Raw genomic sequence first — 13,489 nt, 5'->3', positions numbered from 1 at the left:
TTTATTGTAACACACTTTCTGTTAGAAAGACTTTGCAAGGTTTGTAAAGTTCTTCTCTTTTTTCTAAAATGGCTACCAATTTCCCTTGGTAAAAAGCAGCTAACTCTCTGGCTTCGCTCTCAACCGGAATAAAGCGTCCCACTTGGACTTCACCGACCTCTTCTACTGTCAGCTCTACTTTTTCCAGATCCCCTGTTCCAATTTCAAGTGGATGAAGGAAGCTCAAATCTCCTTGGGCTACTTTTTCAGCCACTTCTTCTAAGGTCAGGGCATCATCCAGTGACAAACCGGCAGCACTGGTCCGTGTCAGATGAGACATATGGGCGGCGTAGCCCAGTTTTTGACCAAGGTCCACCGACAAGGTCCGGATATAGGTGCCCTTGCTGCATTTGACCCGGAAACGAAAACGGGCTAGACTTTCTTCATAGCTAATCTTACTGGTGCGCGTGAATTCATAAATGGTTACTTGTCGGACAGGGCGTTCCACTTCTTCTCCTGCCCGCGCATATTCATAGAGCTTACGTCCATTGACCTTGACTGCTGAATACATAGGTGGTACTTGCTCGATTTCTCCCACCATTTGGGCAATCATGCGGTCCACCTCTTCTGCATCTAAAGGGGCTTCCACTGGGGTCCGCTCTATGACTTCCCCACTGGCATCCTCCGTCGTGGTAGAAAATCCTAAAGTGATTTCTCCCTCATAGACCTTGCCTTCATCTTGCATGAATTCGACCATCCGGGTCGCCTTGCCAACTGCAATCGGAAGCACTCCCACCACATCCGGATCCAGCGTTCCCCCATGGCCGATCTTCTTAGTTCCCAGGATTTTTCGCAGTTTAAAAACCACATCATGTGAGGTCATGCCTGCTTCTTTTTTTACATTGATAATTCCGTCCATCTGATTTGCTCTTTCTAACTGTTTGTGTGACCATCCGGGCTACCGACCCTTCATTATACCATGAAACAAAACTTTTTGTCCCTCTTTCCCCCTTCCCATGACCTCCTAAAAAATCCCGTAGCAGATTTCAGACTTTTTAAAACGGGTTTGATACAATAGAAAGCGAAAGAAGGTGTAACATATGTTAATGTATGATGTTATTGTGATTGGATTTGGTAAAGCTGGTAAAACACTCGCAGCGAAATTATCAAGCCAAGGAAAAAAAGTTGCTCTGATTGAAAAGAGCAAGTCTATGTACGGTGGTACTTGTATCAATATCGCTTGTATTCCAACCAAGACCTTGATTGTTGCCGCAGAAAAAGGCTTGGATTTTGACCAAGCCATGAATGAGAAAAATGCGGTCACTACTCGTCTCAACGGCAAGAACTACGCAACCATTGCTGGAACCGGCGTAGACATTATCGATGCGACGGCTCGTTTCGTTTCTAACAAGGTCATCGAAATTCAAGCTGGAGATGAAAAGGAAGAATTGACAGCTGAAACCATTATTATTAATACTGGTGCTGTGCCAAATGTCCTTCCGATTCCAGGTTTGGCTGAAAGTAAATTTGCAGTGGATTCAACCGGTATTCAACGTTTGGAAAAACTACCTAAACGCCTGGGCGTCCTTGGTGGTGGACCAATCGGATTGGAATTTGCTCATCTCTATAATACCTTGGGCAGCCAAGTAACGGTGCTGGATGCTTCTGAAACATTTTTGCCACGGATCGAGCCAAGTATTGCAGCTCTTGCAAAAAGCTACCTTGAAGAAGACGGTATTCAATTCTTGCAAGGCGTTCATACCCAAGAAATCAAAGATGGCCAAAACAGCTTAACGGTTGTCACAGATAAGGGAGACTTCGAGTTTGATATCCTTCTCTACGCAACAGGACGGAAGCCAAACACAACTGGACTTGGTCTTGAAAACACAGACATCCAAGTCACTGATCGTGGAGCGATCCAAGTCAACCGTCATTTAGAAACCAGCGTCCCTGGTGTCTTTGCAGTTGGCGATGTCAATGGTGGCCCTCAATTCACCTACATGTCACTCGATGACTTCCGCATTGTCTTCAACTATCTTACAAGCGATGGTAGCTACAATCTTGAAACTCGTAGAAATTATGCGACAACACTCTTTATTGCTCCTCCATTGGCCCAAGTCGGCTTGACTGAGCAAGAAGCACGCGACAAAGGACTTCCAGTGGCTGTCAAAGAATTACCAGTTGCTGCCATGCCTCGCGGCCATGTCAATGCAGACCTTCGAGGTGCTTTCAAAGCCGTGGTCAACCCAGAAACCAAAGAAATCCTTGGAGCAACTCTCTTTGGAGAAGCCGCAGGTGAACTCATTAACCTGATCACCATGGCTATGGACAACAAGATTCCTTATACTTACATCGCAAAACAAATCTTTACCCACCCAACCATGGCAGAAAACCTAAACGATCTCTTTGCGATTTAACTAACATAAAAAAGCTGGAAAATTCCAGCTTTTTTAGTTTAAGAATTCACAGACAGCCTCTTGAAATGCTTTATTTTCTTCATACAGAGCATGACCTGAATGCTTAAGAATAAGGAGCTGACAACCCGAAATCGCTTTTGCCAATTCCTTGGATCCCTTCACACCAATCACATCATCTTCGAGGGCACCAAGGACCAAGGTCGGACAATGAATTTCTTTTAAGACCTCAAGGCTATTATGTTCCAGGCAAGACTGAGACTGAATGACAATTCGTTTTTCATCTTTAATTCGACCCAGGCGACCCATAATATTATAAAGGAACCGCCACTTTTGATAGCTCTTTTGCGTGTAGGAGTGCTGTGCAATATCCAACATGAGATGCTTAAAATTTCCAGATTGACTGAGTTTTTGCCAATGCTCAATTCGTTCTCTAGCAAGTTGACTAGGCTCCGCTGTTGTCACAGCTAGGATGAGCCTTTGAACCCTTCCTGGAAAATCTACAGCTAACCATTGAGCAATCATTCCACCTTGTGAAATCCCCATAACATAGGCGGCATATAGGTTTAGTGTCTCCATTGCTTCTGCTACATCTGCTGCCATATCCCGTGTCGTATAACCCTGCCTCAACTCATTAATTCGAGAAAAAACATAGATTTTATAGTGCTTAGCAAGTAGACGATAAGAGAGGGAAAAGAGCTGGGCCTTTCCTTTAACCGTCTGCACCCCATCCCCCAAGCCTGGTATGATAACGAGAGGCTTCTTTCCTTTTCCAAATGTCACATAGTCCATGCTCTTATTGTTAAAATATAAGGTTTTCCCTTTTGTTGAAGACATTACTTCGTTCCCTCTACTATTTTTTCATGATTTATTTATGTTGAGTTTTTAAATGCAAGGCAAAGCCGGCAGTCACTTTTTCAAATCCAACCGCCTGATAAAACTGATGTGCAGCATTTCGTTCAGCGGTTAATCCACTATTTAGAGCCAGTGCCTTAACTCCTTCTTTTAGCGCTTGTTTTTTCAATTCATCAATTAGCCTACTAGCAATTCCTTGTCGTCTTGCTTCTTTTGCAACTGACAAAGCCAAAATACGATAGTAAGATCCATCTGCTTCAAAAAAGAAGAGCTTTGCATAACCTAAGAAACCTAAAATTTCTCCGTTTCTTTCAGCTAGAAGACAGCCATAATGTGGTTGAGAAAGAATCATTTCTAAACGTCGAGACAGCTTAGAAGCGCTCGTTGGATAGCCCAAGTCTTCGTATAAAGACAGTAGGGCTTCAGCATCTTTTATAGTTGCTTTTCGTATCTGCATAGGAGCCTCCTAGTCTTCTTTCAAGGCATCAAACTTAGCCTTCATGGTTGGATTCTTCCGAGTCAATTTTTTGACTGATACATCATCCAGCTTGTTGTTGGCGAGGCGGAGTTGATTTTCTGATGTGGTGAGGAATTTCTTGACTTCTTCCATCCGCTTAATGGCTTTGTCGATTTCATCGATGGCCTTGCCAAAGTTGACCGAAGCTGAATTGTAGTTTTTAGCAAAGGCTACCTTGAAGGCGTCTAGGTCTTCTTCAAAGTGGGTAATATCAATATTTTGCTCACGGACAAGCGCCAATTCCTGCTTGTATTTAAGGGAATTAAGGGCCGCATTGCGCAAGAGCCCAATAATCTGGATAAAGAACTGAGGACGAACGACATACATCTTCTCATACTCATGACTGACATCCACAATCCCTGTGTTGAAGTAGTCATTATCGGCTTCTAACATCGATACTAATACAGCATACTCACAGTTTTTTTCTCGACGGTCCTTGTCCAACTCTTTGTAGAAGTCTGCATTCTTATGCTTTTTCTCAGTTCCATCCGCTTCATTTTTCATCTCAAACATAATGGAAATGAATTCCAGCCCATTTTCATCAAAATCACGGAAGATGAAGTCTCCTTTAGAACCACGCGCAGAGACTTTGTTGTCCTTTTCGAAATAGGCATTTGGGAAGGCGAAACTACGAACCTTATTAAACTCGCTCTCCGCATACTGTTCTAGACTTTCACCAATAGCTTTTGTAGATTGTTGGGCCTTGAAATTCTTGTAAAACTCAACCTGCTCACTAGCTGCCTTGAGCTGTGCTTCATAGTTTTGTTTCACCGAAGCAAGAGAAAGCTCGTTTTCTTTTTCTTGTAAAAGAAGCTGATTTTTGACCTGATCTCTTTCTTTCTCTAGGTCAGAAAGCGTCTTTTGAAGCTGATTTTCGTGCTCCAAGCGCAAGGTCGCCAGCTGATTCTCAAGTTGTTGAACTTCTTTTTCTTTCTCTAGCAGACTTTGGCTAGCGGTTTGCTCTACTTCCTTTTTCGCCAATTCTTTTTCGGTATCAAACTGTTGAATCTGGTTTTGTAACTGAGCAATTTCTTGATCCTTCTTTGCTAACTTCTCTTGCTGCTCATTAAGGGCCTTTTGCTCAGCCAAAGCCAACTCTTGCCGAATCCGCTCATGAATTTCCTTGTCAAACTCAGCTGTCCGTACCTGTGACAAGAGCTCGCTGTATTGACTTTCGTTGACTGTAAAGACTTCCCCACAGTTGGGGCACTTGATTTCGTTCATAGCATGCCTCTTTCTCTATTCTTAGTATATTATATCATGCCACCAGTAAAATCAAAACCAGCAAACGAAGCTTGTTCCGACTATTTCCCTTCACAATTTAGTTTATGACAGTGAATAGAGTAACTGAGAGGATTTGAAAAACAGAACGATGACCATTAAAACTTCCCGCTGTGAGAAAAGCAGGAGAAACAGATTTGTTTCTCCTGCTCGGTAGATTTGAGACGGAAGGCTCAAATCTAAGATATGGAATCCCAAAGGGAGTCGCTACCGTCCGCCCTCACCTAAGGGAAATTTTATAAAACGACAAAACCAGCAAGCTAAGCTTACTGGTTTCAGTTTATTTCTTCTCAATTGGCGCGACACTGGCCAAGAGTTTTTTGAGACCCACTTCTGGGAAGTTAATCTTGAGTTCTTGGGTACTACCACTACCAGAGACTTCTAGGACAGTTCCTTCGCCCCACTTCTTGTGAATGGCAATGTCGCCAATAGACCAAGCGACAGTTTCTTTGGCACCCGCTCGGTTACCATTGCCAAAGGGTAGGCTTGATGACGTGAGAGCACTTGGAGCTGCTTGTCTCTTGCGCTCTTGAAGGGCTTGTGACAGACTCATGCCTTTTCCAAAGGTTGTTCCGCCACCATTACTATAAGAAGCCTTAAAACTAGTGTTGACTGGACGCGCTAATCCTTGGTAGCTTAACAAATCTGAGCTAATTTCATTGATAAAGCGCGTCGGACGGTTGTAGCTGGTCCGCCCAAAGAGCAAACGAGAATTGGCATTGGTCAAAAAGAGAACCTTCTCTGCCCGCGTGATCCCCACGTAAGCCAAACGACGCTCTTCTTCCAACTCATCTGGATCCTCTGCTGCACGACTAAGAGGAAAAACGTTTTCTTCCATCCCAATCAAGAAGACCACTGGGAATTCCAAACCTTTGGCCGCGTGAAGGGTCATCAAGGTCACTTCTGAGGTCTCTTGCGCTCCATCGTCTGTATCGGCAATCAAAGCCAAATCATTCAAGAAACGACTCAAGGTTTCCACACCTGTTTCGTCTTCGACGGTTTCCCCGTTTTCATCAAAATTCTTGGTAACAGACAGGAACTCTTGGATATTCTCGATGCGGGCCTGACTTTCCAAATTCCCCTGATTGGTTAAGGCTGTCATATAACCCGTCTTGTCAAGGACTTCTTCGACCAGTTCTGTAATGGTCAGCTGGTCCAATCTTTCTCTCAAATCAAGAATGAGATTGGCAAAGTCCCAGATAGCCTGGGCTGCCTTTCCTTTGATGCCTGAGAGCATGATATTAGCCGAAGCATCCAGGAGCGAAGTCTCTTGCGTTTGGGCAAAATCGCGAATCTTATCTACTGTACCTGGCCCGATTCCCCGCTTAGGTTCATTGATAATGCGCTCAAAACTGATATTGTCACTGAGGTTAGCAATCAAGTTCAGATAAGCAATGACATCTCGAATTTCCTTCCGGCTGTAGAACTTGGTGCCCCCTACCATAGTGTAGGGAATGTTGGACTTGAGTAAGGCTTCTTCAATGGTCCGTGACTGGGCATTTGTCCGGTAGAGAACAGCAAAATCACGGTGTTTGTACCCAGCTTCGCGACTAAGCTCTTCAATCGTTTTAGCAACAAAGACTGCTTCATCCTGCTCGTCATTAGCCCGGTAATAGACAATCTCTTCCCCGTCAGCATTTTGGGTCCAGAGATTCTTCGGACGGCGGTTCCGATTATTTTTGATAACATCGTTGGCTGCTTGCAAAATCGTCTTAGTCGAGCGATAATTCTCTTCTAGGAGTACGACCTTAGCTTCCTTATAATCCTTTTCAAAGTCGAGAATATTTTGCATGTCTGCTCCCCGCCAGCCATAAATAGACTGGTCAGCATCCCCAACAACACAGATATTTTTAAAGCGAGAAGCTAAGAGTTTGACCAATTGGTATTGGGCATGGTTGGTATCTTGGTACTCGTCTACGTGGATGTATTGGAACTTCTGCTGGTAATAGGTCAGTACATCTGGATGCTGGTCAAAAAGACGCAAGGTTAGCATGATCAAATCATCAAAGTCTACCGCTTCTGACTGACGCAGTTCCTTTTGGTAAGCCTCATAACACTTGGCGACGATCTGGGTATACATATCTCCAGCCTGGGCAGCATAGGCCACTTCATCGATCAAGTCATTCTTGGCATTGGAAATGGTCCCCAAAATGGTCCGTTCATTCCATTTCTTAGGATCCAAATTCAAGGACTTCAAAATCCGCTTCATCAAGGTCCGTTGCTCACCTGGATCGACAATGGTAAAATTCCGATTGTAGCCAATGTGATCCGCATCTCGACGGAGGATACGCACACACATGGAGTGGAAGGTTGCAATTAAGCAATCTTGAGTCGCTGGATTTAACTTATAAGCCCGCTCCTTCATCTCCCGAGCGGCTTTATTGGTAAAGGTAATGGCCAAAATATTCCAAGGATTGACCATTTTTTCATCGATCAAGTAAGCGATGCGGTGGGTCAAGACACGTGTCTTACCCGAACCAGCCCCCGCCATGATCAAGAGGGGGCCTTCTGTCGTTTGGACCGCCTCTGCTTGGCGATCATTCATACCATTCAATAAAGGATTCATCTCATACTCCTCATTCATTCAATCGTTCTATTATACCACAAAAACCGACCTAGCTTCTTTTAAAAAAGACTCATTTGAATTTCCCTTCCAAAAACGATATAATAGTAGTTTAAAGAAAACAGGTTCATATCCGAGGTTGTAGGAGGAAATTTTGGAAAAACCATACAGTAACTTAAAACTGGCCGAACGTGGTGCCATCATCAGTATTTTAGCCTATTTACTACTTTCTTCAGCAAAATTAGCTACTGGCCATCTGCTTCACTCCTCTAGTTTGGTAGCCGATGGATTTAACAACTTATCAGATATTATCAGCAATGCTGCCCTGCTCATCGGGATTCGTCTCGCTCGCCAACCTGCTGACCGTGATCACAAGTTTGGTCACTGGAAAATCGAGGATCTAGCTAGTCTAGTCACCTCCATCATTATGTTTTATGTCGGTTTTGATGTCTTACGCGATACCCTCCAAAAGATCTTCAGCAATGAAACCGTTAGCATTGATCCACTCGGTGTTGGTGTCGGAGTGGTTTCAGCCCTTGTCATGCTAGGCGTTTATTTCTACAATCTTCGCTTAGCAAAACGGGCCAAATCAAAAGCCTTAAAAGCGGCGGCAAAAGACAATCTTTCAGACGTCATCACATCTCTTGGGACGTCGATTGCGATTGCCGCTAGTGCTTTTAACTATCCAATTGTCGATAAAATCGCAGCCATCATCATCACCTTCTTTATCCTCAAAACTGCCTACGATATTTTTATGGAATCTTCCTTTAGTCTTTCAGACGGCTTTGACGATAGTCTCCTCGAAGATTACGAAAAAGCTATTTTAAAACTCCCTAAGATTGCGCGTGTGAAATCTCAACGCGGACGGACCTATGGAAGCAATATCTATCTGGACGTTGTCTTGGAAATGAATCCCGATCTTTCAGTTTATGAAAGTCATGCCATCACTGAAGAAGTCGAGGATCTCCTAAAAGAAGAATTTGGAGTCTTTGACATTGACGTCCATGTAGAACCTAGCTCAATTCCTGAAGATGAGCTGATCGAAAACGTTGAAAAGAAACTCTTGACCTACGAAAAAATCCTCTATGCTAAGCAAGAATTTGATACACTGCTAGCGGATAATTATACTTTGATTGACGATACCGGTCACGAACACCACAAGGCGGAATTAATGGAGGCACTCGCAAGCGACCAAGTTCAATTCCAAAACTTTGAACTGGAGTCCATCAGCCAAAAAACCAAACTCATACGCTATGAACTAGACGGTCAAATCCATACCAGTCTCTGGCGTCGCCACGAAACTTGGCAAAAGATTTTCCATCAAATTACTAATAAAACAGACTAAAAAGCTAGGAATGATTTCCTAGCTTTTTTACTTGATGTCATCTGTCGCTACATCCTTTCCAAACCACTTCTTAGAGATCTTTTGGAACTGACCCTTTTGATAGAGTTTTACGAAAGCTTCATCAATTTTTTTCTTCAAAGTTTTATCTGCCTTGCGTACCCCTACTGCAAAGGATTCTGTCTCAAAACCGACAGGAAAGACATTGTAGTCTTTTAAAATTCCTTCTGTTTGTAGATAATAGTTGGCATAGACACGGTCGATTAAGAGGCCATCGATCCGATCGTTCTGGAGGTCGATCAGTGCCTCGTTAAAACTCTGGTATTGGGTAGCCTTTTGATTTTTGACCTTATTTTTCAAGATTTTAGGATTGGCTTCAAAATCCATATAGCCAGACGATCCTGTCTGGGCACCTAATCGTTTCTCTTTCATCCCACCGACTGATTGGATCCCAGATGCTTTCTTTGTGACCAAGACTTGCTCGTTTTTCATATAAGGCTTTGTAAAAGCAACACTTTCCCGACGTTCATCTGTAGCCGAATAGCCATTCCAGATGGCATCAATGGTCCCATTTTTTAGTTCCGTTTCTTTCATGTCCCAATCAATGGGTTGCCAGTTCACATGAATCCCATAAGATTCAAAGACTTGATAGGCCAAATCAATATCAAAACCCGCATAGGTTCCATCTTTTTGTTCAAAGCCCATAGGAACGAAAGTATTATCAAAACCAATCGTAATGGACTGCTCTTTTTGGTATTTTTGCCAGTTGTCCACTTTAGGATCACTCACAGTCTGCCCACAGGCTGTCAGAAAGACGAGACTAAGGACACCTAGCAACCATGGTATTACTCGTTTCATCGTTTCATCCTCTCCTCCTATTTAGGCTCAACCTTGAGAAGAACATCCGCAATCGCTTCTGCAAATGGAATATCATGGGTAACAACGATCTGGGTCATCCCCAGTTCACGGTTTTGCAAGATTAACTTCTCAACTTCTAATCGCAATTCTGGATCCAAGGCCGAAGTCGGCTCATCATAGCCAATAATTTCCGGATCGATCATCATGGCACGCGCCAATGCCACCCGTTGCTTCTGACCACCCGATAGGGAGAAGGGATAAGCATCCGCATGATGTTCGAGCCCCAAGCGCTTCAGTAAACTCATGGCTTTTTTACTCGCTTCTTCCTTAGTCACATTCATGGTCTTAACAGGAGACAAGATAAGGTTTTCCATGACCGATAAGTGTGGAAATAATTGAAAGTCCTGGAAGACAAATCCGAGAAGATTTCGTTTTTCTAAGGCATCTAGAGGCAAGTTTTCACCATTGTAGATGATCTGACCAGAATCAATGGTTTCAAGACCAGCTAGCATGCGAAGCAAGGTGGTCTTTCCTCCACCAGAAGGACCAACAATGGCGACGATTTGTTTTTCAGGAACGAGAAGATTGAAATCTGATAAGATCTGCTTATCCCCAAACCGTTTCGAAATTTGTTTTAATTCTAACATATACTTCTCCTCCTATTTATAATATGAAAAGTTCTTTTCAACTCGCTTAGCAATGATGGTCACAATCCCAATGAGGATTAAATAAATAGCTCCCGCTAAAAACATGGGTGCAAGACTGGCATCACGATTGGCCGCCGTCCGACTAGCCAGGATCAAATCACTAATTCCCAAAGCATAGACCAAGGAGGTATCTTTAATCAAGGACATGACTTCATTGAAGACACTTGGAAGAACGATCTTCACCACCTGAGGCAAAATGATATAGCGAATTGTTTGCCATGAACTCAATTTTAAGACCTTGGCCGCCTCATACTGACCTGTCGGAATGGCGACAATTCCTCCACGGAAGATTTCCGCAAAATAGGCTGCATAATTGAGAGTGAAGGCTGTAATAGCCGCAGGCAACCGATCAATTCGAATCCCGATACTTGGAAGGACGTAATAAATAAAGATCAACTGAAGCAAAAGAGGAGTTCCTCGCATGATCCAGATATAAATCGTTAGGAGTCCATGCAGGATCTTTGAGCGCAATTGAAGCAAAAAGGCAACAACGATTCCTAGTGGAATCGATAAAATCAATACGAAAGCAAACACTTGCAAGGTGAGGCTTGCTCCCTTTAACAAACTTGGTAAAATTTCCAAAGCATACTGCATAGCATTCTCCTCCTAAAAAATTATTTAATGAACATCTTACCACAAAAATGGAAAAAAACTAGTTCATTTTGATATTTATAAAAAAAATAGCCTTTCGGCTATTCTTCTACTTTTATAAATCCAAATTTATTGAGAGGATAGAGACGCAGATTCACGACTCCTTCGATCTGATTTTTATGGATATAACCAAACTCACGGCTATCTTCTGTATCTCCACGGTTATCATTTAAGACTAGGTAAGTATCGGATGGTACACGACCAGCCTTGGTCCCTTTTAATTCTGATAAAAAGAAATCATCCGTATAATACCCATTACTCGTTGGAGCAGCTAAGTGTTTGTTGAGCATTTTATTCAGGTAAGGTTCTGGTGTTGCCTGTCCATTCAAATAGAGGACATCATCTACGTAGCTGACTTCGTCGTTTTCTTTGGCAATGACACGTCCAAGGTATTCTTTTCCACCGACCTTGTATAAGACCAAATCACTGCGATCTACCTGAGCATTTCTAGTCGCTACCACAAGATCTCCAGTTTTCACAGAAGCATTGGCCATTTTATCATTGATACTAAATGGATGAAATACAAAGATTCGAAGCAAAATCAGTGCCAAAACCAGTACAGCGACAATGATGACATTTCTAATTAAATCTCTCCTTGGCATGTATGTCTCCCTTCCTTTTTATTTATTATACCATGTTTTTGATCTTTAAAAAAGAGAAAGTAAGCATTAGTGAGAATTCTTGTCAACACACACCAGAAGAAAAAGAAAAACCTCGCGGTCAATCCTTTCGGACCAACCAGCAAGGCTTTAAGATCAAATTGTCTATTAACGTACTGTACGGATACGCATTGTGTTTGTACGAACAGCTTCTCCAACTGGTACACCAGCAACGATAACGATATCATCACCAGATTTAACAAGACCAGCTTCAACTGCTTTACGTTCAGCAATTTCGAACATATCATCAGTTGATGAAGGAGCATCTGTCAACATTGGGATAACACCCCAGTTCAACATCAATCCACGTTCTGTCAATTCGTCAAATGTCAATGCCAAGATATCAGCATCTGGACGGTATTTAGAGATCAAACGTGCAGTGTGACCTGTCTTAGTCAATGTTACAACCAATTTGATATCCATTGAGTTTGTAGCATCTTTAACAGCTGAAGCCATAACTTCTGTCTTAGAGTTACGTTCGAATGAAGCTGGGTTCAAACGACCATATTCTTTCAAAAGTGTTTGAGCGTTCATGTCGATTTTCGCCATTGTAGCTACAGATTCAAGTGGGTATTTACCGTTTGCAGATTCACCTGAAAGCATAGTAGCATCAGTACCATCGATAACAGCGTTGAAGACGTCAGATACTTCTGAACGAGTTGCACGTGGTTTTTCAGTCATTGTTTCAAGCATGTTTGTTGCAGTGATAACAACTTTACCAGCAGCATTTACTTTAGAAGTAATCATTTTTTGGTAAACTGGAACCATTTCGAATGGTACTTCGATACCCATGTCACCACGAGCGATCATGATACCGTCAGTAACTTCGATGATTTCATCCAAGTTTTCGATACCTTGTTGGTTTTCGATTTTCGCAAACAATTGAACGTGGCTGTTACCAGTTTCTTCACAGATAGCACGAACTTCTTGAACATCTTTTGCAGTACGTACAAATGAGATCGCAATGAAGTTGATACCTTGTTCCAAACCGAAGCGGATATCGTCGTTATCACGTTCAGCAAGTGCTGGGAAAGGAATCTTAGTGTTAGGGATGTTTACACCTTTTTGTTTAGCGATGATACCATCGTTTTCAACTTCAACAACGAATTCACGTTTTGCAGCGTCTTTTTCTACAACGCGAAGACCCAATTTACCATCATCAACCAATACTTGGTGTCCAACTTCAACATCATCAAAGATATCAAGCGCACCAGCAACGTTCAAAGCAATCACTTCACGAGTTGATTTGATACCTTGTTTTGTAGCAACGCGGATACGTTCACCAGTCTTGTATGAATATTCTTTAGCTTCGCCTTCGAACAATTCAGTACGGATTTCAGGACCTTTTGTATCAAGAAGGTAACCAACTTTTTTACCAGCGATTTCTTCTGCACGTTTAACAGTCGCCATACGTTCACCTTGTTCTTGGTGGTCACCGTGTGAGAAGTTGAAACGGAAAGTATTAGCGCCAGCTTCGATCAATTTAGCAATGTTTTGTGCTGAAGCTTCAACGTCAAGTTTTTCAGCCCAGTATCCATCTTCACCGAATTTTTTACCGCCACGGATTTCTACCGCAGGACCTAAAGTTGCAACGATTTTTACACGTTTGTTCATGATATATATGACTCCTTTTTTAATATATCTGTCTTTTTAAGACAAGGTT

Annotated in this window: 12 protein-coding genes; 2 read left to right on the top strand and 10 right to left on the bottom strand. The window is 42.7% G+C overall.

Going from position 1 to position 13,489, the window contains the following annotated elements; translation table 11 throughout:
- Position 1: 1 nt before the first annotated feature.
- Positions 2–898 carry a tRNA pseudouridine(55) synthase TruB gene (truB, locus tag O3629_RS03715; RefSeq protein WP_371608735.1) on the bottom strand — a complete coding sequence of 299 codons (897 nt, stop codon included), beginning with the start codon at positions 896–898 and terminating at the stop codon, positions 2–4.
- 181 nt (positions 899–1,079) lie between these two features.
- On the opposite strand from truB, the gene O3629_RS03710 reads away from it, so the two are divergent.
- Entirely contained in the window at positions 1,080–2,396 is a 1,317-nt protein-coding gene (locus O3629_RS03710) for an FAD-containing oxidoreductase (protein WP_371608734.1), read from the top strand.
- Between the two features lie 33 nt (positions 2,397–2,429).
- Here the strand turns inward: O3629_RS03710 and O3629_RS03705 are convergent, their stop codons facing one another.
- The 4 genes from O3629_RS03705 to pcrA form a co-directional block, all read right to left on the bottom strand.
- Positions 2,430–3,230 carry an alpha/beta fold hydrolase gene (locus tag O3629_RS03705; protein ID WP_049514987.1) on the bottom strand — a complete coding sequence of 267 codons (801 nt, stop codon included), beginning with the start codon at positions 3,228–3,230 and terminating at the stop codon, positions 2,430–2,432.
- A 31-nt stretch (positions 3,231–3,261) separates the two neighbouring features.
- A complete protein-coding gene (locus tag O3629_RS03700) occupies positions 3,262–3,705 on the bottom strand; it encodes a GNAT family N-acetyltransferase (RefSeq protein WP_049514988.1) in 444 nt (147 codons plus the stop codon).
- A 9-nt stretch (positions 3,706–3,714) separates the two neighbouring features.
- Positions 3,715–4,989 (bottom strand): DUF2130 domain-containing protein, encoded by a 1,275-nt coding sequence (locus O3629_RS03695; RefSeq protein ID WP_049514989.1) that lies wholly within the window; start codon positions 4,987–4,989, stop codon positions 3,715–3,717.
- A 337-nt stretch (positions 4,990–5,326) separates the two neighbouring features.
- A complete protein-coding gene (gene pcrA / locus O3629_RS03690) occupies positions 5,327–7,612 on the bottom strand; it encodes a DNA helicase PcrA (RefSeq protein WP_371608733.1) in 2,286 nt (761 codons plus the stop codon).
- A gap of 151 nt (positions 7,613–7,763) precedes the next feature.
- Between pcrA and O3629_RS03685 the strand changes: the two genes are divergently transcribed.
- Complete coding sequence (locus O3629_RS03685; protein ID WP_371608732.1) at positions 7,764–8,954, top strand: cation diffusion facilitator family transporter; 1,191 nt, start codon at positions 7,764–7,766, stop codon at positions 8,952–8,954.
- A gap of 27 nt (positions 8,955–8,981) precedes the next feature.
- On the opposite strand, the gene O3629_RS03680 is transcribed toward O3629_RS03685, so the two are convergent.
- The 5 genes from O3629_RS03680 to pyk form a co-directional block, all read right to left on the bottom strand.
- Positions 8,982–9,809, bottom strand: a complete 828-nt coding sequence (locus tag O3629_RS03680) for a transporter substrate-binding domain-containing protein (RefSeq protein WP_371608731.1) — start codon at positions 9,807–9,809, stop codon at positions 8,982–8,984.
- Positions 9,810–9,826: 17 nt separating this feature from the next.
- Positions 9,827–10,456 (bottom strand): amino acid ABC transporter ATP-binding protein, encoded by a 630-nt coding sequence (locus O3629_RS03675; RefSeq protein ID WP_371608730.1) that lies wholly within the window; start codon positions 10,454–10,456, stop codon positions 9,827–9,829.
- Between the two features lie 12 nt (positions 10,457–10,468).
- Positions 10,469–11,110, bottom strand: a complete 642-nt coding sequence (locus O3629_RS03670) for an amino acid ABC transporter permease (protein ID WP_023917742.1) — start codon at positions 11,108–11,110, stop codon at positions 10,469–10,471.
- Positions 11,111–11,208: 98 nt separating this feature from the next.
- The gene (gene lepB / locus O3629_RS03665; RefSeq protein ID WP_214255159.1) at positions 11,209–11,769 is read right to left on the bottom strand and encodes a signal peptidase I; all 561 of its coding nucleotides are present in this window, start codon (positions 11,767–11,769) and stop codon (positions 11,209–11,211) included.
- A 165-nt stretch (positions 11,770–11,934) separates the two neighbouring features.
- Positions 11,935–13,440 carry a pyruvate kinase gene (gene pyk, locus O3629_RS03660; RefSeq protein WP_013903352.1) on the bottom strand — a complete coding sequence of 502 codons (1,506 nt, stop codon included), beginning with the start codon at positions 13,438–13,440 and terminating at the stop codon, positions 11,935–11,937.
- Between the last annotated feature and the right edge of the window lie 49 nt (positions 13,441–13,489).

It is taken from the genome of Streptococcus sp. 27098_8_12, assembly GCF_041432115.1.
Classification (GTDB): domain Bacteria; phylum Bacillota; class Bacilli; order Lactobacillales; family Streptococcaceae; genus Streptococcus; species Streptococcus parasanguinis_V.
This window is presented reverse-complemented; position numbering and strand designations above follow the sequence as displayed.